Annotated in this window: 14 protein-coding genes; all 14 read right to left on the minus strand. The window is 44.3% G+C overall.

Annotated features, from left to right (window positions below):
• Positions 1–2 precede the first annotated feature (2 nt).
• Entirely contained in the window at positions 3–1,484 is a 1,482-nt protein-coding gene (locus BGP78_RS01835) for a hypothetical protein (RefSeq protein ID WP_119859810.1), read from the minus strand.
• 9 nt (positions 1,485–1,493) lie between these two features.
• Positions 1,494–1,811, minus strand: coding sequence for a hypothetical protein (locus BGP78_RS01840; RefSeq protein WP_119859811.1), 318 nt, complete (start codon positions 1,809–1,811; stop codon positions 1,494–1,496).
• A 9-nt stretch (positions 1,812–1,820) separates the two neighbouring features.
• On the minus strand, positions 1,821–3,026 hold the full coding sequence (locus tag BGP78_RS01845) for a hypothetical protein (protein WP_119859812.1): 1,206 nt from the start codon (positions 3,024–3,026) through the stop codon (positions 1,821–1,823).
• Entirely contained in the window at positions 3,023–5,056 is a 2,034-nt protein-coding gene (locus BGP78_RS01850) for a DUF4815 domain-containing protein (RefSeq protein WP_119859813.1), read from the minus strand. The genes BGP78_RS01845 and BGP78_RS01850 overlap by 4 nt, the downstream gene beginning before the upstream one ends.
• A gap of 9 nt (positions 5,057–5,065) precedes the next feature.
• The gene (locus BGP78_RS01855; protein WP_010367972.1) at positions 5,066–5,548 is read right to left on the minus strand and encodes a hypothetical protein; all 483 of its coding nucleotides are present in this window, start codon (positions 5,546–5,548) and stop codon (positions 5,066–5,068) included.
• Between the two features lie 241 nt (positions 5,549–5,789).
• Entirely contained in the window at positions 5,790–6,740 is a 951-nt protein-coding gene (locus BGP78_RS01860) for a DUF4376 domain-containing protein (RefSeq protein WP_182912195.1), read from the minus strand.
• Between the two features lie 149 nt (positions 6,741–6,889).
• On the minus strand, positions 6,890–10,156 hold the full coding sequence (locus tag BGP78_RS01865; RefSeq protein ID WP_119859815.1) for a hypothetical protein: 3,267 nt from the start codon (positions 10,154–10,156) through the stop codon (positions 6,890–6,892).
• 347 nt (positions 10,157–10,503) lie between these two features.
• The gene (locus BGP78_RS01870; protein ID WP_119859816.1) at positions 10,504–11,052 is read right to left on the minus strand and encodes a phage tail protein; all 549 of its coding nucleotides are present in this window, start codon (positions 11,050–11,052) and stop codon (positions 10,504–10,506) included.
• Positions 11,053–11,659: 607 nt separating this feature from the next.
• Positions 11,660–14,983, minus strand: a complete 3,324-nt coding sequence (locus BGP78_RS01875) for a hypothetical protein (RefSeq protein WP_119859817.1) — start codon at positions 14,981–14,983, stop codon at positions 11,660–11,662.
• A gap of 1,110 nt (positions 14,984–16,093) precedes the next feature.
• On the minus strand, positions 16,094–17,089 hold the full coding sequence (locus BGP78_RS01885; RefSeq protein WP_119859819.1) for a phage tail protein: 996 nt from the start codon (positions 17,087–17,089) through the stop codon (positions 16,094–16,096).
• A gap of 7 nt (positions 17,090–17,096) precedes the next feature.
• Positions 17,097–17,933: a baseplate J/gp47 family protein gene (locus tag BGP78_RS01890; RefSeq protein WP_119859820.1), complete on the minus strand. Its 837-nt coding sequence runs from the start codon at positions 17,931–17,933 to the stop codon at positions 17,097–17,099.
• A 157-nt stretch (positions 17,934–18,090) separates the two neighbouring features.
• On the minus strand, positions 18,091–18,642 hold the full coding sequence (locus BGP78_RS01895; RefSeq protein WP_119859821.1) for a hypothetical protein: 552 nt from the start codon (positions 18,640–18,642) through the stop codon (positions 18,091–18,093).
• Complete coding sequence (locus BGP78_RS01900; RefSeq protein WP_119859822.1) at positions 18,626–19,537, minus strand: hypothetical protein; 912 nt, start codon at positions 19,535–19,537, stop codon at positions 18,626–18,628. The genes BGP78_RS01895 and BGP78_RS01900 overlap by 17 nt, the downstream gene beginning before the upstream one ends.
• Positions 19,537–24,042, minus strand: coding sequence for a phage tail protein (locus BGP78_RS01905; protein ID WP_119859823.1), 4,506 nt, complete (start codon positions 24,040–24,042; stop codon positions 19,537–19,539). The genes BGP78_RS01900 and BGP78_RS01905 overlap by 1 nt, the downstream gene beginning before the upstream one ends.
• Between the last annotated feature and the right edge of the window lie 6 nt (positions 24,043–24,048).

Consider the following 24,048-nt stretch of genomic DNA (forward strand, 5'->3'; position numbering starts at 1 on the left):
TCCTAAAACGCTCTGCAAGTTCGGCCTAAACCATACTGATTATGTAAATAGTGCTCGTTCAAAATGCCCACATTTGAATACGGATTGATACAGTTAACTGCGACGGCTACGATACCACCAGAATAACCAGCGCTTTCTGGTTTTGTCCTATATTGATACATACCTAATAACTCCCCCATCATACTTTCCAATGCAATTGTCACCTCTCCCTCACTATTGACAGTGCCGGAGCTATTAGCTGTTTTATATGCTTCTGAATTGCTCATGAAATAATAGTTTATGGGCTCGAGCTTTTTACCTTCGGTAAAACGGTAATGCGCACTGTATTTATTATGACCCATTTTAGTTACTCCATTGAGAATACCAAAATAGCCATGATAATTTTGTGCGTATGAACTCATCGCACCTTCTGCATGGTTATACCTACTTATTCCATGAGGATGCACTATTGTATTGTAGATAAAATTAACACAAGTAAAATCCCCAGCATTAACATAGCTTTGCAGTGCGGCATCATCCGGAATTGAAATTGACGTAATGTTATTACCGTCACGGTATTTTTCAATTAATAACGACGTCCCTTCATCAACCATAACTAAACAATGTTTATTGTTGTCGTACAAAACCCCTGCTGTTTTATACGCATAGTTTGTTGTTGTCGTTACCCCCCATTGGTCAACCGCATTCAGGTTTTTCTTGGGCTTAGTGATAGAGTTAAACCCAGCTGTTTTACAAAAAATACCACCATAGTCATTTACTGACGAACTAACTGAATCTTGCGAGCTAAATACAACTTCATACTGAATATCATTTGGTGCAGCTTTCAACGCCAATGGTAAAAATGCGGATGAGCCATACTGGAGTACTTTTCCTACCGGGTTTTGCTCAAATGCATTAGTGTAAACAAAACTAGTAAAGTGTGTTGATTTATGACTGCCATCATTACTCAAAGTCAAAAACTCAATTCTGCTTTGTTCTTGAGTGGTATTCGCTGTATAACTTGGTCGCACCAGATGCGTTTCCCCTGAATTATCATAAATTGCAAATGCAGCAGTAGTCCTTCGATTTTCCCCACCAGAACCTGCGGTCTCCAACGGAGTTAAACCAAACAAGGGTTTTACATAACTCGCTGAGGCCTGCTGCTGTACCTTGGTGATATTCTCAATCGCAGGTGTAATATTGTCTAATTGGCTTAACTGAGCGCTTCGCGAAACCAATGTATTACTTGCATTATTCACCGACTGCGTTGCGTTTGCCATCGTTGATGTATTATTGCTCGTCGCTTGTTTTAACTCCCCAGTCGCAACATCTAAATGTTCCTCTGCAACCGCTACGAGGGCTTTTTCTAATCGGTCGTTGTCTGCTAACTTGGTTATTGCATTACTGACTAGCGCTTGGTCTTCTGCCGATAACGGTGTGCTGCCTTTCATATCAGTCACCAGTTTATCAACCATGGCCTGTACGGCATTTTGTATTGTTGCCATAATATCCTCTTATAGTGGAAAAATTGATTCGCCCAACAATTGGTTGAGCTTGTGTTTACGTGCTTGTTTTGTGGATGCTTCAACCTGGGTTTCGTGCTTGTCTTCAAGAGTAGTTAGCTTAGCGTCGAGGGTTTTATCGTTTTCCTCTAGTGCTTTTTTAAGCGTTTCTCTGGCTTCGTTGGCACTTTTATCGGCTTGTAGTAGCGCATATACATTGCTATCAACGGCTTTTAGTGCTTCGGCGAGTCTTAACACATCTTGATCAAGTTGATTGGTTGGGTGTGGCAGTGGGTATTGTTGATGTGGGGTTTTATTGTCTACAGTCATAGACCCTCCTTAGGTTGAAAACGCCCTCAAATTACGCACTCTTGGCCTGCTTGACGCGGTGCCAGTGAGTACCAGTTTTACACGTATACTGTCTTGTTCGATATTCGTTAACCGGCAATCTATTTGCTGCCAACTGTCAGCCAATTCTTGCACTGCATCCACCTCTAACTTAGCCCAGCTCAAGCCACTCTCTGTTTGCTTTTCAACAAACACGTTCACGGTGGCATTGGTGGGTAAATTCGCTTCAAAGCTCACAGTAAACTGCCCGCCTCGACGGCAATTAATCGCTCGGGAAATATAATCGGCTGAGGAGCTAACAACGCCTTTGGCGCATTGGCTATCGGCAAACAGTATGGGGCTCAGTGTTTGGCTACCACTCAAATGGGCTTTAACGCTTAATTGCCCAGTAAAGGCTGCGGGTAATTGTGCTGGCTGCCATTCTTGCAAGGTTTGTGTGCTAAACGCGCTGTCATTACTGCTAATGGTAAATTCAACATCGGTATTGGCACTGGGCCGCTGCACAACAGCCAACGCCATCACATCGGTAATTTGCTCAGCGCTCACACTCCCCAAATCTAGGGTGTGCGTTGTGTCAGTAAACTTGGCGGCTTTTAACCTAAAGGTTAAATCGCGCGTTTGATGCGGCGTCCAGGTACTGGCGTTACTCGACGACAGTAGTACCCCCACCTGATAAGGCTGACTGGTCACCCACCCTGTTTGCGCGTCGAATTGGCCCAGCTCTGAGATGGCCACTTCGTGCTCAGCCCCATCGGTTAATACCACAATGGCGTATTCTTGACCGGCTAATAAATACACCGGCGTAAAACTAAAGCGCGTAAATTGCTCACCTAAGTGAATGTCAGCACTGTCTACGCTGGTTTGCGCAAGCACATTTTGCGTTGGCACACCTTGCACTACATCGCGAATTTGTACTTGTACCGCCTCTGGGCCTTTGGCTTTAAACCATAAATCAACCGCCGCAATAAAGCGGTTTTGCTCAAGGGTAAAGGTTTGTGCGAGTGGGTCGTAGCGCTGAGTAATTAAGGTATTTACTTGGCGCATGGTCTCAACACGAATGGTGCCACTGCCGGTATAAACCGCACTGCCGTTTGATTTACCCGCGCCAGTAAACTCTACCCGCTTTCTGCCTGCCGGAATGTTACTTGGAATGGTAAAACGCCCTGTAACTTCTCCTTGCTGATTGGCTTTTATCATGATGTTGCCTCCGCAGTCACCGTAACGCCATCAAATGTGACTGACTCTAATTGTTCATTTGGGCCAAAGCCTTTGAGGGTAAATGCCACCGAACGAGGGCGTAAAAACTCAACTTGCTGAACTTGCGTACCCACCCGTTCAACGGTTACACGGCTGGTAATACGTTGAATGCGCCCGCCTCCTTGGGTAAAGCGTCGTGTAATTGGGCTCGACCACACTTGTTGTGTTTGGGTCCAATGATCAACACTTGGGGTAAGTGTTACCCTAGCGGGTACTGGTTCAAACGCTTGATACGGGTTAACTTTCATACTGCCTGTTTGGCTGGTTTGTACTAAGATGTCTTCAAGTTCATAAGGTAATAACGTGGCCTCACTGGTTTGATTAAGTGCATCAGCCTCCACATCAATAGGCAACAGCAGCTCACCATCAATGATCGCAGCGCTTTGTGCACGCCCGGCATCTCGTAAGTCGTCGTCTAAAAACGGGTCTACAAAAACGCCGTATTTACTGGTTGCGTCTTGAATATTGGTGTCGTTGCGTAAACGCTCAATTGCCAGCAAATGGTATAAATCGCTGATCTGTGATTGCATATAATGCATATCGGCCATGTTTACCGCTTGAATTGCGGCAAGCTCAATACGCGGTACGGTATTTCCCCATCTTTGGTGTACAAATGCCAAAGGTAAATGTTGCTCTGGCACTGCTGGTTTAACTGGGTTGCGTATGGCTGAAGCACCTTGAATACATGTCACTTCACCGCGTGCGTTGATCACAATTAAGTCTATACGAGGCATGAAGTAGGTATAATCTACCCGTATCTCTGTAGCGGGGATCACTTGGCCGCCATCTGGCAACTGTTGCGTTACCGTGTAGTGCGTTTCGCTGTTTACCAATGCCGAATGAGGTATATCAACATTGTACTCGTATTCTATAAAATACGTGCTGCCAACAACGGGCTCTTCGCCCCCTAATTGCCATGAAATATCATTGCCCGTGAAGGTAAAACTAATGCCTTGACTATATACTGTGTCACCTTGAGTGACCGTCACTATGCGTTTTACACTTAGATCGGGTAATAGGTCTTTACCACCTTGCTCGCTTCCCCGCGTCATCTGTACGGTTTTTTTCGCAGTAACAACAACCTGTTCAACGCGCTTAACAGGGAAAAAATCGAACGCAATGTCCATTTTTCCTTGTTCGTTGGGCACAAAATTGGTTGGCTCATTCGATATTTCACGCTCTTGTGGCACAATATCAAACGCAGCCGACACTGCCGTATCAAACGCTACTTCATAGCCATTAATGTGCGCTTTACCCTCTTGCACACTAAAGTACTGCTTGGCAACCTCATCAACAGAGTGTGTTTTTAAGTAGCGCAGTGCCAACCCTTCAATCACATAACTGCCGCCGTTCGACTCTCGATCGTAACGGGCCAATGCCAAGGTCACTGAGTCTTGCTTAGAGGTACCACTATTTTGTAATATATGACCATCGTCTATGTGATAGACCGTATAAAACTCACTTTGCTCGGCGTCGTTAAGATCACTGGGCGTGTCACTTTTGCCCCAATGCCCCGTCACTTTTAATCGCGCTGCCCCCGGTTCATTAAAGTTTTGGGCAATAACGGGCGAGTCTTTACCTGCTGGGTCTAGCATGTCTGGGTCGGTGAGTTCAGTAACCACTGAGTGCGTTAACCACACCCCCACGCTCTCTTTTCCGCTGAGCGATATAGGCAACTGCGCCGCCGCAATAGTCTGTATCGCGCCATTTAAATAAACTTGTGCATCACCTAACTGCACCCTTTTTTTGCTGGTATCTACTGCTATGGCACCACCCGATACCACACTGCCATTTTTTAGCAGTACATCACCCAGCCCTTTTACTTGCTGACTAACCTGTAACTGTAAGTCGTTTAGCTCGCGGCTTTGTAGCCCTTTTCCGGCCCTAAACAACAATTGCTGATACTGCTTGTCTTTGTCATAGCTTTGGTAATATTCGTCACCTAAGGCGTTGTTTATATACTCTGTCATAGTCGAACCTTAAAAGCTGAGTACAAATTCAAAGGTTTCTCGTACCCCTTGGTCGCGATACATCGCAGGGCGATGCTCAAGTAACATCAATACACCTGGATCGGCAATGCCGCTGGGGGCATGATAAAACCGACCCGCAGGTTCACTGCTATGCGGTTGCGTGCCTACCATTAACCCAAGTTCACGAATGGTCTGTTCAAGGCCATCGGTAAAATCATAATTAAACTCACAATAAATGTGCGGTGTGGCTTGCGTACTGGCTTTGAATGTTCCTTCAGGCACTTGTATTTCACCGTTGGTGTCGGGCTCACAGTATAAAACTCGGCGCGCTTTACGATACCCCAAGGCCTGCGTTAACTGGGTGCTGCCGCTTTGTTCGGTCACAGGGGTCGTATCCCATTGTGGCTGACCACTGCCCCATGCTAAATATATACTTTGTGCTTTAACGGCTTTAGCCAATTCAATTCGGCCCACTCGCGTTAATATGGCCACTATGACCTCCTATTATTTTCATTAATTTCTATTGGGGCTGACAGGGGTTTTACCCACTTATTACAATGCGTAAAACAACTTGGCCACCTCCTAAAACCCAAAAAGCCCCGCCAGATATGGCGAGGCTTTTAACTGTGTTAGTCACATCATGTGGTTGCTTTCTTTCCTACAAAACTCGTCGCTAACATACTTATACCTAAAGTACTGATGACCAACATGCAGGTAACTAACACACAGCAAGCTAGATTGCAGGCACCCACAGCGCCGACTGCTGCTCACCCGCTTGTTTACAAGCCTCGAACAACTGCTTTTTACTCACTTGCACCACCTCATTATTAGCCAACACCCACATGGTGGTTTGCGTCTCATTCATCAGCAATAACGCCCGTGCCATGCGCTGCTGGCTTAGCTCGTCGGCATCAAATTCCATGCCTTCTACAATAACTGTTTGCTGCGCCACTTTACGTGCTCGACTGGCTTTAAACCGTGTGCGCTGTACTTGTGCAATATATTCTGCACTGTGTGCCTGAGTTGCAGGATAAATACGTAAAATATGTGCTGCATCGTCATACTCTTTACGTTGTGCTTGTGTTTGCGTTGTTAGTTCTAAGTCAACCTCAACATACTCAGTGCGGTAACAACTGCGGCGCAGTGCCATGTCTATTTTTGGCTGCTGTGGCAACTCAGGCACGTCGACCAAAGTAGTTTCTGCCCCCTCATTTACAGCCGGGTTTTCAGCCCTATTCTCAGCCGCTGTTACCGTCGCATTATGTGCAAGTGCGTCATCGCGCTTGGCTTGCGCTATAACAACTTCCAGCTCCCATTGCTGGTATGCTTCAACATGCTGATCTTGTTCAAATGCAATCGCTTGCTCAAGTGCAGCGTCAATCTCTGATTGCGAATGGCGCAATGCCATTTTAGTTTGCACCTCTTCATAACTGATTGGTGTGATCTGTGCTTCATCCGAAGTCGATTCACTTTCATCGCCTTCTTGCTCAGAGGTTTGCAGCGCCGCATCTTGTGTTTCTGGTGTATCTACAGTGTGTGCTGGGGTGCCCGCCGCGGCTGATCCTGTACTGTCTAATTCCGTACTTTCTGGTTGTGTATTTTCTGGCTGTGTATCTTGCGTTTGTTCAGGCGTCAAAGCGCCCGTATCGGCTACATTCGCCGAACTTTGATCATTCTGTTCCATGATTTTCCTTATGGCACCAACGCCCATAGCTGTGCGTCAGTGACCCTATTAAAAAGAGATAACTGCAAAGTGAGTGACTTAACAGGTGATAACTAAAAAGCTAAGAGATTTAAAAGTTGATGAGTAAAAGTAATAACCCTAAAAATGCATTACCCGTGGTGCGCAATGCCAATCGGTATTTGCGTATGGTGGCAAAATACCTTCACCGTGTTGCCGTTCAGGTCGGTTTTAACATTTTCACCGCTAACGATAGGAATAACTTGGTCGTCGCCCCAACCAGCCACATAATGTGGTATAAAATAAATATTGGGGTCTGACACTGAACCTCCAGCACGTATATTTCCATCACTATTTTTTGACCACGTAATATCGTCAAACGCTGCGCTTGTGGTGGTGTTACAATACCAAACACCACCAGCTAATGGAGAGTTAACCTCTGAAGCAACTCGGTAAATCGTGCCTTTCGTCGCCTTTATTTCTGAGTTATTCAAGGTGATTTGCACAATCGTCGGCGTATCGTACCTCAACTCAGCACCATGAAATTGTAGGTATAATAACCCATCTTTTTCAGTGATTGTCGGCAAAGCTTTGACAGCTGGAGAATCATTAATCGGCTTACGTAGCGTAATCGGTGTGTGTGTCACCTTGTTCGAATTCCAAAGCTTGCTGTATGAAGTCAACGGCGCATTCGTTACACTATTACCTCGCAGTTGATTTCCATCTTGATTATCTTTGCCTATTTTCCCAATTAAGCTTGGCGTCAATCGGTTACTTTGGCTTACAAAGTTATCCGCGCTCGTATGAACCTTGCCAACATCACCAAGTACAACAGAGTTAGTTGAAGGTTCTGTGAAGTTTGAAGGTGATTTGTATGCTACTAGCGCTACGTACCCTGTGACGATAGGATGAGTAATAGAGTTTTTTGCTGTATTAAGCAGTGAGTTAAATGCGCCTGTTAAATCAGAGAACGTTACACCATCATCTATAGTTCTAACAGCAGAGTTAAAAGTACTTCCATTTAGTTTGGTATTCAATTGAAATTCCTTAGAACTGCCATCAGGGATCTGAGGGATCCACTGCCCAATAACGCCATCAGGAAAAGTGGCTGCAATCCGTTTAGGGTCTCCGATTATATCTACGCAAGGGAGTGAGTCGAATTCAGATGGTAAGTAATCCCCAAATACTGCTTGAATAGAATCACCACTACTTGCGTCCGAGGGATAAGTAGTTCTCAGTGCAATATTTTCGAAATTACTTCCAGCGTAACTGATACCGTTAATATCATAAGCGACCCCATTAACTAATATTTTACCCTGACATTTTTGGGTGTCTTGATTATTCCGGTTAATCCAAGACAAGTCACCACTAACACTACTAACAGGAACCGGTATAAAGCCATTTGTATTTGATGCCACTGCTGTTCCAGATGAAATGTAAGTACGAGTAAACGGCACCTTCCCTTTACCTCGCATTTCACCAGCAACCGCTTTACGTATTGAATCTTCACGTAACTGATTCACATCAAGCTTATTGGCATTGAGGCGTAAGTCTTCGACCTGCCCTGCGTAGATTGCATCGTAATATTTGTATTGATCGTTTCTAATCGGGCCCGTATATGGTGCACTGATAAAACCCGAACCCGTATGCTTGCCAATTTTAGTTGATGTCGCATTCATAAAACAATCGGAAATCGATACAATAGAGCCCGTAGGTAAATTATGCCAATGATAATTTGCTACACCACTTTTAGTGAATACAGCCGTCCCCATAGGATTATAAGTTGGGTGATACGCACCTTGGTTCATACGTTGCACAAGGGCTATTGGAACTGCGAAGCATTTATTATTGTGTCCTATTCTCTTCTTTGAAGCAAAACCCTCAAAATCACTGCCGTTAATTATCTCACGTTGGCTATTATTTGGTGGATTGAAGTACCCGTTAGATGATGTAGAACCTGAATCATAATAGTCATCAGACAATACATTCTGACCTCTAACGTTGAAGTAAGGGTAATCCGTATTCCCTCTATTAGGTCTCCAACTTGTAGTTATGCCTCTATATGCATAGGTATAGTCAAAGTCATCCCCGACCCCTTCAACAACCCGTATTCTATAGCGTACTTGAATGTAGGCTTTGACCTCTGGGTCGTAATAAATATTGTGCGCTGGGTTCGCTAATAACTTAGCGCGATTTGCTTCTGACAAGCCAGACCATTTGGCACCATGGCCTGTGGTATTGGTATCCCACTCGCCAAATGCGCTGTAACCTTGTGCCACCAAGTTATTTAGCAATCCGATACCGTCGTAAGAGTTAGCACCGTATTGCACATTACCCAGAGGGTAAACCACATCTTTATCGGCAATTTTTTCATGCCATGATTCAAGAAATACCAGATCTTTACGGGAAATAATGACTTGTTCGGTTATTGGCCTAATAGAAAATTCACTATAATTTGTCGTGGTATCATGCGTGTACAATAATATCGAGTGACCAGCAGTTGGTGCCGTGAATGTGGCGATATGAGTTCCTGCCGCATTTTCATTTGAAAAACTTGCTATATGTGTGCCATCGGAAGCATCTCTGATGCGAGAGCCATAAACACCATTAGATATCGGGCCGTCACTGACGACAGAAATTTCATACCGAACACCGACAGTTAAATTAAGCCTAATATCGATATACCCGCTTTCGCTCTCTGTATTATCAACCATCTGAAACGAAGTGGCCCCATTTGTATAAGTATGGCTAGTTAGTCTATCCCACACATGGCTTTTCGCAGCTTTAGCTAAACCACCAAACGCCTCCGCTGCACTTGCATGTTCCGTTACAACACCTGTAGCGGAGTCGTAAGTTTTAGTGCCATTGGGTGCTGAAGGGAATGGGATCGAGTTCTGTGTTTGTGATCCTACCTCATTCACAGCTCTTATACTGTGAGATACGCCATTAATGAGGGCCATTGGGTAGTCTGTGCTGGATATACCTACATTGTTATCACTACCTCTACCCCATAAAAGGTTAGAATTATTATTTGAGAATAAGCCTTCATTGACATTATCTAGTATTGTCGTTGTATAGTGCTTACCCCACTCCACAAAGCCACTGCCTGCATACTGTTTTTTTCTTATGTCTCGCAAGGCATCAAACTGGGCTTTGGTCATCACATGGGGGTTGGGGTTAATTTTTTCAGCGTCGGCGATGATGGTTGCCAGCGTGTCTACCTGATGGGTATTTCCGGCTAAGTCTTTAAATGCCACTTTACCGGTTTTGGTGCGCCAGTCGTCCATCACGCTGTGGTTTTGCGACACCACCTCAATGGTGTCTATGCCGTCTTTTACGCCCTCTATTAATTGGTTTGCTAAGTCGGCGTGTTTTGCTGCTTCTAGTGCAACATTTGAGAGTGTTTTTTCTAAGGTCATACAAGTTCCTCGATTAAATTCCTTTTAATTCTGCGAGCTTAATGACAATGCAATGCTGCTAAAACCCGTGAATTAAAAGGTACCTATTTGCCTAAGTAGACGCCTAAGTAAATACCTAAATACTTGGCTATATACTTGGCTATATACTTGGCTATATACATGGCTAATAGATATGACTCATCGCTATGGCACAGTCTGTTTAACGGTGCTTTTTTTCTGCCCGCTTTAAGTTAAATAAATACTTAGCGTGCCACAGCGGTGTTTTTGATCACTCAATTTGCATTAAATATGAGTGGATGTGCGTTATTACTAAAAGCGCGCTGTTAAAATAAGCGCGCGGTACCGCCTTAAAAACCCGCTTTGCGTAAGCGGTCTTCAATCAGCATGTTGCTATGTGCTTGCTGTATGAGGTTTTTACCTTGTAATAACTGTGCATGAGTCAAATTTGCGAGCTCTTCTGCCATAAAAATATTGGCGTTGTTTACCCCTACTTCAAAATGAATATTTTGTGTGGGTAGCGCCGACACATCGAGGGTAAACATTTCTACCCACGCCGCATTGGCGGCTTTATGGTTAAGTTGTTGATTTGGAATACTGTACACCGCCACTAAGGTCTGTTCAGACCAAATGCCGATTTCTTTTACATCATACGTTTTCTCGCCATCAAATAAAGCGCTAAAACGCAATTGATTATTGTCGAGCTCTTCAGCACCACCAATGCGCACGATTTGTTGTTGTTGACGTAATGACGTTTGGGTATCACTGGGCGTATACGCTTCACTGCCCGCCGACACATGGGTGATTGGTAAGTCCAACCCCTGCTGTGACGCCGATAAAAGTTTAGCTAGCCCTTGTTTAGTCCAAACTACCGCCGAATAAGTTGTAGGTGTAGTCATGGCTTTCTCCATAAAAAAGGGGGTGAATACACTGTATTTTATCGCGCCAACCACACCGCACTTTGCCAAGCGCAACCGCGTGCTGAGTGATATAGGTTGTTAAGGTGATTAAAATACAGGGTAAAGTAAGTCGATTGCTTGCAAGCGCATAGCTAACTTTGCGTTAACCCTCAGCAAACTGGTATTTAAATAAATACAGTCACAACTAAGCCTGTGCTCACAATACCGCTACTATACCCCCATCTTTAGCAGAATAACGGGCAACTTTGCCCTCGCCATTTTACGTCTCACATGTGAGAAATTTCAATAATACACATTGACTCTCAAACACTTAGAAAAACCCGCTGTACAACCCAATAAATCACTTCGTATCAGTAACCCGGTACTGGTTTACAGTTACTGATTTAAAACGACTTGGTAAACCCCGCTTATTTAAAGTCACTTAAAGCGTGATACAGGGGCTTTTTATGTAAGTTGTTTTATGTGTATGTCACGTGCTCTTACGTGAGCGGCCCTTAAGTAGGCTGTTCTTCTATAAGTTGCCCTAGGCTGAGGGGCTACGCCCTCAGCCTAATGCGCATAAGCTTGCTTGTTTTAAACAACCCGCTTAGTTACTGGCAATACCCAGTGGTATTTGGGTATGATGACAAAACACCTTCACCGTATTACCGTTCAGGTCGGTTTTAACATCTTCACCATTAACGATAGGAATGACTTGATCGTCGCCCCAACGGCTCTCGAACGCCCGTAGCGTAGAATACGTTGTACCAGTGTTAGTAATAATTTCACCTAAATCATTTAAGGTAAAACCATTATAAGAATTAGCGTTCCAAGTGGTTCCTGCGTTATTTACTAATGCGATCATCGGCCTATTTATTAATGAGTTATCAAATCCTTGAAACAAATATACATGACCTTTCGTGATGACCCCTGTAGGAGAGCCTGCATTAATTACAGTCATATCAGCTATTGTGCGAGGTGTATATTTCAATTCAGCACCGTGTAGCTGCAAATACAGTAGCCCGTCTTTTTCAGTGACGGTTGAGAGTGCTTTAACTGCGGGTGAATTATTATCTGGTGTAGTAATACGTAAAGGTGCATGAACAGGGGATTGCGAACCTGAATCAACTTTATCAGCCAATGTAGTAAAGTCGGTTAATGCACATTGACCATGAGATGGAAAATTATTAGAAGTAATAATATCACCGGTTAGTGATGGTGCTAGCCTATTACCCCTGTCAGTTGTGTAATAACCCATATAACTAACATCACCCACATCACCTACGACGACAGAGTTAGTTGAAGACTCTGTGAAGTTTGAACGTGATTCATAACTGATCAAGTAGATACCTGTTGTTATGAACGGATTAGTATGAACTGCTTTATTCTCAACCAGATCAACGGTACAACTCGGAGTATCCCAAACACCTCCGGCGGATAGTTGTCTCAAAATATGACAGGTATTTTCAGATTTCCTACTTAACCTTACTGAAGTTACTATATTATCAGCAGAAAAAGTATTCCACTGCCCAACAACCCCGTCTGGGAATGTGGCTGCAATTCGTTCAGGATCGCCAACAATATCTACCCAAGGGAGTGAGTCGAATTCAGGTGATAGTTCAGTTTCAATAACTGTGATGAGGTTCAATCCTGTGCCTCTGTCAGGCATACCATTGTTATATGTTACGCTGAAGTACGCATAACTCGTACCAATAAAATTATTGAAAACACCTTCGAAATATTTAGACATATCATCAGCATTATACACACGAATGGTTTGCCCTTGTTTAATACCGTACAATACAATATCCATGAGTGCATAAGGCGATGCAGCGAATAAGTCATCGTATTGATACAGTTTTATTGAGTGGTCTCCAGACCCCAAAAGTGTACGACTTACATGATGAGTAAAAGGAACTTTCCCCTTACCCCTCATTTCACCAGCAACAGCTTTGCGCATCGTCTCTTCACGTAACTGATTCACATCAAGCTTATTGGCATTGAGGCGTAAGTCTTCTACCTGCCCTGCGTAGATAGCATCGTAAAATTTGTATGGGCCTGAGCGGGCGCTCAGACCAGCAGCTATAGAGCCATCTGTCCTTATTATGCCATCTACTGTGAACGGTGGTGTAGTTGCCCCTACTGCATTGGTAGAACCAGAAGAAAAGCAGTCGGCAGTAGATGAAGGTGTTTTAGCTACATCTACATACCAATCATGCCTCCAAGAGCTAGCACCATTAGAGTTCCAAAAACCTTTACAACCCATCGGATTATAAGTCGGATGGTAAGCACCTTGGTTCATACGTTGCACAAGGGCTATAGATATTGCCTTGCCTTCATAAATGACCCCACCAAGCCCTTCCGTCCAGAGACTAGGTTCTCCTGATACAGCACCATCATTTCTAGTATTACCATAAAAAACTCTATTGCCCGTACCAGATATAAAGTAATCTCTACTATTGGTAGACGAACCTCTAAACACTACAAAGTCGTTAACGTTAAGGCTATATTGCATAGTATTTGATGTGGCAGAGGTCACTCTCCCCCAATTATCCCCCTTACCCTCAACAACCCTAATGCGATACCTTACCTGAATTAACTCATCAGCTTCTGAATCGTAATAGATGTTGTTTTCAGGGTTATCTATGAACTTCTTCTTTTCCGAATCTATCAAAGTTGTCCACCGATGCCCTCTACCATTTATAGCAGTGTCCCATTCTCCAAATGCTGAATACCCCTGAGCAATCCCTGATGGAGATAAATCCATGGTCATTCCATCAAAAGTCGTACCACCGTATTGCACGTTGCCCAGTGGATAAACCACATCTTTATCAGAGATTTTCTCATGCCAAGATTCAAGGAATACTAAATCTTTACGTGAAGTAATGACGGATTCTGTAGAAGTTAAAACTTGAAGTGAATGAAGTTTTAACGTTTGTCCTACTTGAGACGAAGGTAATCTAAAATAAACCCCAGTCGTTGTTGCTGTATACTCTATTTCAATACTAGTCACCTTTCCTGCTGAGAGTGTTGTAGATGTTATCAAGGGAGCATTACCAAGAGTACCTGTATCATCCCTGAGTTCAATAGTGCGATTTCCAGAAGATTCAACCACAGCAATGAGTTTTACGACACCCGTTGGCTTACCTATAGAAAAAGATAGGCCGTGTGGACTTGTAGTTTGTGATGTAGCTGTGTTCGTTGCTGCATCCCAAACTACATTCGCCCCAACGATAGGTATTGTATCTTTGCGTTCATTAAAAGCTTCCGCAGCACTCGCATACTCCGTTACGACACCTGTCGCAGAGTCGTAGGTTTTAGTCCCGTCTGGGGCGTCTGGGAATGGTATAGCAAACCTGTCTACAAAATTGTTCGACCACTCTCCGTGAGTCTTAATATTATGTGCAGCACCATTTACAATTGAGATTGCTGAGCCTGAGAGTGAATCCCCAATTGATTCACTAGTGCTATCACCCATAACTAGGATATTGGCCCTTGCAGTATCCGTGAACAATCCTTGGTTGATATGGTCAACTGCTGTAGCGGAATCGGGAAACTGTTTCCCCCATTCAGCAAAACCACTCCCCGCATATTGCTGCTTTCGCAGCTCGCGCAAGGCATCAAATTGGGCTTTACTCATCACATGGGGGTTGGGGTTGATTTTTTCACTGTCTAAAATCAGTTTTGATAGCGTATTAACCTGTTTATTTTGGCCTTGTAGGTTTTTAAACGTCACGGTGCCGTGTTTAGTTTGCCAATCATTCATGGCTTGGTAGTTACTGTCTACAAAATTATGGGTGTTTTGAATATCGCCTTTTACCGCGTCAATTTCGGCTAAGCTACTGGTTACACTTTTTGCTAAGCTTTGGCTTGTATCTGCTAGCTCTGCTACGTCTACTTGTAGCTGTGTTAATCCGGCTTCAATGGTCATTGGTGGGTCCTTAAAGAAGGTAAATCTGTCCGCTGTGGGAAGGAAAATAAGAAATGTTGTCGTAGGCGAGGTTTTATACCTCGCATCACTTAGGTTTATACCTCGCATTAATTTGGTTTTATACCTCGTATTATTTAATGCGTGGTGCCATCCGGTGTGGTGTTAAATACCAATAAGCGCGACGTAAAGTCGCGCCTACGTTTAATCACACAACCGCTATTTTTATGGCAACACCACCGCCCGTAGGCGAGGTTTTATACCTCGCATTACTTAGGTTTATACCTCGCATTACTTAGGTTTATACCTCGCATTATTTAGGTTTTATGCCTCGTATTATTTAATGCGTGGTGCCATCCGGTGTGGTGTTAAATGCCAATAAGCGCGACATAAAGTCGCGCCTACGTTTAACCACACAACCGCTATTTTTATGGCAACACCGCCGCCCGTAGGCGAGGTTTTATACCTCGCATTGTTTGGGTTTTATGCCTCGCATTATTTAATGCGTGGTGCCACCCGATGTGGTGTTAAATACCAATAAGCGCGACATAAAGTCGCGCCTACGTTTAATCACCTGACCGCTATATTTATGGCTATACCACCGCCCGTAGGCGAGGCTTCATGCCTCGCATTATTTAGGTTTTACACCTCGCATTAACTTGGGTTTTGTACCTCGTATTATTTAATGCGTGGTGCCATCCGGTGTGGTGTTAAATACCAATAAGCGCGACATAAAGTCGCGCCTACGTTTAATCACCTAACCGCTATTTTTACGGCTATGCCACCGCCCGTAGGCGAGGCTTCATGCCTCGCATTATTAAGGTTTTATACCTAGCATTAATTTGGGTTTTATACCTCACGTTATTTGAGCGCTGCGCCATTCGGTTCGGTGTTAAATACCAACAAGCGCGACGTGAAGTCGCGCCTACGTTTAATCACATAACCGCTATTTTTATGGCAACACCACGGCCCGTAGGCGAGGCTTCATGCCTCGCATCACTTAGGTTTATACCTCGCATTGTTTGAGCTTTATGCCTCGCATTATTTAATGCGCTGCGCCATCCGATTCGGTGTTAAATACTAACAAGCGCGACATAAAGTCGCGCCTACGGTTTATGAGGTAGGTACTTTTGAGGTCATGTTTAGGCTGCCAAAATTCATACGGCCTGTATTTGCGCCTGCAAAATATAAGGGGCGTACTTTTCGTATTTGGCTGTGAGCAATGGCCGCTTTACAAAGCTGGCCTTGGTTGCCATTCACTTGGCCTAGTGAATCGCCAAACCAACCGCCTTGCCACGTACCAACCCAATGGCGCTGAGCTAGCACCTTTTGTTGGCTATAAGTACGGTAACGCACAATATGGTTAGGCAAGCGAGACGGCACGCGACCGCTTAAATAATATCGCCACGGTTGTACGGTATCTAATTGGTCGCTGGTTTTTACCCGTGTGCGCTGGTGGCCAAAATGTAATTGCTGCGCTGAGGCATCAATTGACTGGCGGTTATAACTGGCAAAACTGGCTTTGCAGAGCACTTTGCCATGCTCTTTAACCAGCACCCCAGAATGATCTGACAATATATGCCCAAACCCCGCTCTTTGCCCTGATAGCGTTTGATTGCGTACATCATACCCATTGTATAAACGCGTCAGTTTAGCGCTCACCGGGGCGGAAAGTTGCGCCAATTTGGTCACATTACTGGTTCGGCCTTTTGGCAACTCCCCTAAGTCGAGCTGGTAGGTGTAATGATGCCGGCCAGAGTCGGTGTTTTCAATTGTCACATTAGGTAAATTGAGCCAGCCCAACGCCATTTCTAAACTTTTAGGGGTACCGCGAATGCGCTGCCATGCCAGCCCGTCTTTTAACGTTTGTCGTAAATTGGGGCTATAGGGTAATAATGCCTCTAGGCCATATTCCCACACCAGCCACATTAATAGCGCGTCGTTCGGATCGGCTTTTAAAGTACTTAATTGTGCAATGGCGTCGTCATAGGGCGCATGTTGTTGGCTTAATAACGCTTGTTGCTGTAACTGACTATGGTTGGGGGGCAAAAGTTGCTGCTTGGGTCGTTCGTCTTCGATCGGCGGCAACGGTGTGTGCATAGCGTGCATAAATACCTCACTGACATAGTTTTAATGTGATCGCCCCCATGGCCGCACATTGCGTTTTATCTATATTTTGTCGCTTATCAGGCTTATGTAACACCACATCGCGTACCCCTTTTTTGTGGAGCTGTGCGCTTAGCCAACTGGGGGTTAGGTCCCAGCCGAGGCGCGCCTCTTGCTCCCATGCTAGTGTTAACGCTGCTTGCAACTCGTTAAATACCCGCTCTGAGGTGTTTTCTTGCAAATATACATCTGCCTCCACCTCTATGTATTTCAAGTCAGCTTTATTCACTTCTACGGTGTCGGTAAGCATTTTCACGTCACTGGCGGTTACTGCCTGTGTTACCTTGCTCACTACCTCGTCTACATCATGATCTTTTTCACCCAACACGGTAACGGTAACCACGCCGTCTTTTAGGCTTTGTACCGACACGTCTAATATTTCAGTGGGTGCCGCATTAAGGGCATGTTTACGATAATGCACGCCACTGCCAGCGGTACTCGAGGCAATGGTGTTATCACGAATACGCAAACGGTAATCTTCGTCAGACTCTTTGTCTAAGCGCGACACGCCGTAGAACGCGCCTAAGTGCAGTAAGTCGTTATTTTTTGCTTTGGCTAATAAATTAGACGCCGCCGCTTCGTTAATACGCTGGCGCAACAGCGCTTCGCGGTAACTCTCTACCTGTAGCCATACATTAATTGGGTCGCTTTCAAGCTCCAATGCTTGTGCGTATTCAGGAGCATATTCAATAAAGCGCGCTTTACGCTCAGTCAATATGTCTTGATACGACAACGATTCAATAATGTTGGGTTCAGGCAGGGTTTGTAAATCAATATGTGTGGTCATGCCACTCCCTGTAAAACGGTAGAATCAGCGAACTAAACGCCTGATGTTAAAAGATGAAATTTAAATATAAAATTGAACGATGAAGTTAAAAACTGCACGCTAAGTTATAAGACTCAGTTATAAAGCTAAAAGATGATTTAAACATGCATTACACTGCCTAATTTGCAGGGTCTACGTAAGCATCAAACTCCAGTGTGTTAAACGCCAATCTAAAAGGCGCGCCAATGCGCTCAAGCCCTGCGTTTAAACGCTCGGCAGTAATAATATAATTGCCCGATTGCTCAAACTTGCCCTGCATTGTGACAATGCCGTCTTTGATGTTCGCCACAAAACGTATGTCATCAACTGGTTGTGTTGCGTTAATGACTCGTTCAACCATGACCATTAAACCGCCATCGGGCAAACCTTCGGCATTGGCAGTAATGGTGAATGACTCATCTTTGGGTAACCACCAAATGTTGCCGATAAGCTGGGCGTTGGGACTGGTGACTGTGGTGTTTGTTAGCGCTATTGATGGCAACTCAGTACTTTGTGAGTTGATGTATTTATTGACATCGTAATCACTTGGTATCGTTTTAGTGCCAACATAATTACTTAATAAATAGCTTTCATTCTCAATTATTACAACCGATTGATTTTCAAATGTGCTGATATCATCAAGGAGCTGTGGCGCTATTAAGCCTGAGTTTATTTTAATGAGAAGCTGCATAATCATACCCCAAGTGATGCTGAATAACGTTAGCGACGAAACCCTCTAAAGATTCAAAATCCCAGTAGAGACAGTCAGTATACTGTATGCCCGTTCCACCATAGTTAGGGTTAAATATTCCTGAATCAATCCTTCCGATTAACGCAACAGACGGTGATATTTGCATACCTCCACTGTGGGGCAAATTTACACTGTTCACCATGGGTATTCTGACGTTAGAGGATTCCAACGCGCCGCAATCTAAGATTAAATCCAAACAAAATGCGGGGCTTCCAGAGTGATTAGATGATGCAGCCCTTAATCCGCCATATTGCACTCGGCCGCTGCATAACGTAATGCCTGTCGGTTGGAGTTTGCTGTGCGTTTGATTGCTTAACGAGAGTGTCGATATATCTACATCATATTTATAATACTGCGCTGTATTGTTGTGGTTGCTATGTGTCACTATTTTTAAAGTGTTATTGAAGTATTCGAACGTCTTAAACCAGTTTGGAAAAGATCCATTAATTTGGGGTATCGTTGCTCCCTCCATGATTTCTCCATTTGATTTATTAAACGAAGCAAGTGCATTAATATCAATGCCATTTCCATTTCCTTGATCGTAATTAATAGCCACTATTACTTTATTATCAATAAAAAATGGTGTTGAAATCATATTCATATTCAGCTTATAAGTGTGTGCATTGAAAGCCCAGACAACTTCATCATCATTTGTATAATACACCACTTGCCTAGCTGACATTTTTAAATAGAAGCTTGGGTTTTCAACGTCAATAAAATACGCCCAACCATCGTCAGCGCTTTTCGTCATGAATTTTGAATTCGGAAATATCTTTCGCTTAGGATACTCAAATGAATACACATTATCACTCACTAACTCACTAACACTTTTCACTATTGCATCTCCCAATTTTTTGCTGAATTTAATATAAATGTGAGCGTGCAGTGTCTATCAAATAGCACGCTGGTATCTGTGAGCATGGTTGTGCCGCGCATCATGGCGATATGCTCTGACCTTCCATTTTGTGAACCATGGGTTTTAATCGTCGGTGTTACGGCCATGGCTTTTGATGCAACGACCGTGGTGCCTTCGCTTAGATTTGTCACATCTGGCAATGTAAATGTGGCGGTGGCGGTTAAATGGTTTTTGCTGTTTGCAGTGAGTGTGCCGCTGGCTTTCACTGTGCGCTTTTCTGCATAGCTTGAAATATTGCCCGCGTGTGCCACTTCATGCCCATTTATTTGCATGCCGGTAGCGCCACTTGAGCTTAATTGGCGACCAAAAAGCTTTACGGTATGTGCATGCTCATATGTAAAGCCTGCGGTGTCGTAACTGCCTATGCTTACATTGTCATTGGTATATGACAATACATCGCAGCGTAATGAGAGTGGGTTGCCGCTGAGCAGCTTAGCTTGGATTAAATATTGCTCGTTATTGTTGCTAATTATTTTTAGCTGAATTGTTGTGTAACCACCGCATAATGAATCAATCACAATGTCTTGGTGGTGATTCACTAATATAGCCGCATTGACATTAACAACAGTACCGTTTGATGTGCCTTTTAATTGCAAGTTAATACTTGAAGAAAGTCCGTACCCCTCTATTTTTGCAATCGTCGTAAAACCATCTTTATTGACGACGGGCGTAATTCCATAATGCCGCTGAAATGCCCCGACATCCGCCGCGCTGGGTTTATACCCTTCATGATATACGCGTTTGCTGTAACCTGAGCCCGCGTAGATTTCGCCATTAACGTTCACATTTTTGTCAAACCAATGACTTGATCTATCTGTTGCGTAATGACAATGACCTGAGTTTTTTGGCCCAATATCAACATACCCGTGGTTTGTTTTAATCCTTAGTGAATTACCGCCCCCTTTTGATAAATTGGTATTGCCATCTCCAAGTAACAATGCGCTGCGAAATTGCACCCATGTGTTTTGGTGATGCATTTTCATGGCCCAGTTATCAGCAACGTTATCTGGGCCTAAGTTACCCATGCCGATATAGCTGCGGCCATCTCCTGTATAGCTTAGGTGTAATGATGCATTATCATGACGGCCACTTTCACCCAGTGAGATACCCGCTGCTTGTTCGTTTGTAGCGCTGCCAGAGCTTGCGCTATCGAGCGTTAACCATGGGTTGTTTTTGATAATATTAATATCAGCGCCATAGTCGAAGCCTTGGCCGTTGGTGTATTTAAATGCAACGAGGCCGTTAACTGTGTCCCATATTCCTGTGGCGCCATTTGCGGTATTAGGCGTCCATATATAACTGTCTGAGCCAGTCATTTTTAAGTCGCCTTTGACTTTCAAATCCCCCTCAATTGACCACGTACCATACCCCCTGACTACGGGCCAGTCTGCCGCATGATTAATGGCAAGCTCAGTTTCATGACCCACCAAGGCACGCTTGCTACGTATCTTAAAATCTTGACCATTTACATCAATCAATGAGCTTTCAAATCGGGCGAGCTTGTCGCTAATATCTGCGGGTGTGGGCTTATGCTTGCTCGTATATATTTCAGCCCACGACTCCCAGTTACCACTGTTTTGTGTTCTTACATACCAACGGTTCGTACGCCAATCGCTCGCCATCTGTGTTGACCAATCAGCACTATACGATAACGTTTGTAATGCATGGTCCACGCCTGCCGGTTTATTTTCGGCTCCACCGTATAGATATTTAAAAGTGACACCTTGTGAGTCAACTTCGTTAGCATTAATCGTGCTTTCTGTTTTTAAATAGTTAGCTGGCACAGCACCGACGTCTGATGCCATCAACCCTGCTCGCGCCTCACTGATCACCTGTGCTTTGGTTTTGCCTTCTAATTTTGCCGCATCGACTGCCTTGGCGGTTTTGCCAAGGTACTTATCTTTTAAGCTCTTACCAGCTTCAATAAAATTAGGTGATGCAACTGCGCCACGAAATTCCCAGTCGTTGTTTGAATGCAAGTTTTTAGCCGTCCAATGGAAGTGACCTTCACTTTTTCTAAATAACGTAACATAGTCAGCACCTGCCCCTGTGGTGGCAGGGGTATTGTCGCCATTGTATTCGATGCCGCCACCATGCCTGAATGATTGCCCCACATAAACACGCCCTGTAGTTTGAGCATTATCAGTCCCAGAACACACATTAAGCGCTGCCAAGCCTGCATCATCGGCATTAATATTCACTATAGTGCTAGTGCCATTGTCAAAGGTGGCATTTTTAAACGATGGTGAGGTGTTTACTTGAGCAAGCCCGTTTCTCGCTTCGCTAATGACCTGTGCTTTGGTTTTGCCTTCGAGTTTAGCTGCATCGACTGCTTTAGCAGCTTTGCCAAGGTAACGGCTATCGAGCGGGCTTTTTAACCAGTCTGCTATGGCAGTAGGGTTTGAGCAATAACGGGTGTAATTATCAGCATGGTTATTGACTCTAAAAGCAATGGCACCGTTCATTGTCGTTTGGTTTGGGTAAGTTGCTCTGAGTAAGCGCGCTTGTAAATCCCCAGCCGCATTTCTTTTCACAATGGTATTGGCTGTTGGCTCGGTGGCATCAATTGCGCCATTGAGTTTGCTTGAGTCTACTGCTTTAGCAGCTTTGCCAAGGTATTTGTCACTGAGCTTTGTGCCAGCTTCATATACATCTCCAGTGGTATGAATACGCCCATGAGATGCATCCAAAAATATTCTGGCATCGCCATCGGCCGCAACATACATGCCCCATCCAGCACCATCGGGGACAAAACTTGCGTTACCATGAGCATACCCAATGCCGTACATATTATTTAGTTCAGTTTCATTAGGCTGATAGTTACTACCAATGGTATAAATAGGGTTAGTTTTACGCTCATTTGGGCCAATATTGTTATACGAACCAACTAAATATCCGCTATTGTGTGAATTGCGTTCAATGTTGCCTCTAAAACGCCACGTGCCACCTGCATCAACGTGTGACCAGTCTGAATTGTAATTAATGACTAATCTGTCATCAAAACCGACTAAAGCGCGCTTGCTGCGAATTTTAAAGTCATGACCATGGGTTGTAATTTTAGAAGTTTCAAAATCGTTAAGTTTTACACTAATATCTGCGGGTGTTGGCTTATTTTGTGTAGAGTATGTATTGGCAAAAAACTCAAACGGTTTGGCATTTGCGTGACTTTGACAAGCTATCCAACATTTATATTCAAACGGGTATCTACTGCTGCCATGATGGTTTTCAAATACCGGTTGATTATTAACAATTGCAATTGAAGGGTGGTTACTAACATCAGTTGTGCCGTAGATTTTATTGGCACTCCATGTGCTGCCGTATTTTGTAAAGCGCCCAACAAAGTTAGTACTTGTACCAGTCATGTCTGTAGAGCCGAAGACTAAAATGTCACACGCAGTCGCGGGTAAATCTGGGAATGGCACAGTGCTGTTTGCTGGTATCGTTAAGCGAAATGAGCGGTCGTAAAAATTACTCGACTGATAATCAATGTGTGTAAGTCCCGCTCGCGCCTCGCTAATTACCTCTGCCTTGGTTTTGCCTTCTAATTTAGCTGTATCTACCGCTTTGGCGGTTTTGCCAAGGTACTTATCTTTTAAGCTGGTGCCAGCTTCAATAAAATTAGGCGATTTAACTGCACCGCGAAATTCCCAGTCATTGTTATGAACATGGTTCTTTGCTGTCCAATTTAAACCGCTACCGTCGCTTCTAAATAAACTGATATAGTCAGCACCTGCCCCCGTTGTTACAGGATTATTGTCACCGTTGTATTCAATGCCGCCACCATGATGCAATGATTGCCCCACATAAACACGGCCTGTGGTTTGGTCATTACCTACTCCATCCAATGAGCACACATTTAAGGTCGCCAAGCCCGCGTTATCAGCGACTATATTTACCGTGGTACTGGTGCCGTTATCAAAGGTCCAGTTTTTGCCGACTTGGGTTAATACACTGAGTTCGCTGTGATCAACCTGATCGCTCACCCACTCTTTGGTGGCATAAATCACAGACGGATCGATTTTCTCGCTGATAACTTGGGCATTAACAACATCAATCACGGCTTTTATGCCCAGCTCTGCAGCGGCGTTATCGGCCGCTGCTGGTTTGTAGGTTTCTGGGTAATTAATAATGGCAAATGCTTGGCCGTCGTCGGTATAAAAAGCCGCTTCACGAACGTAAAAGCCGCCTTCTGTGGCAGGTACAACGCCAACCACTTCTATGAGCGCATTATTGTTGGTTAATTGCTTTAAAGAGCTGGTATGACTGCGGTACTTGAGGTTAGACAGGTCGTCAGAGGTGTGCGTTATTTGCCCGTCGCCGACGGCAAATTCACTGATTTTTACAGTGTGCTTATTGGCAATGGCCGCCAATACTTTCTCACGGCCAGCGCGCGTGAGTATGGTCCAATATTGAGAATTTGACATAAGGTG

Origin of the sequence: Pseudoalteromonas sp. MSK9-3, assembly GCF_003590335.1 — a bacterium.
In the GTDB taxonomy this organism is placed as follows: domain Bacteria; phylum Pseudomonadota; class Gammaproteobacteria; order Enterobacterales; family Alteromonadaceae; genus Pseudoalteromonas.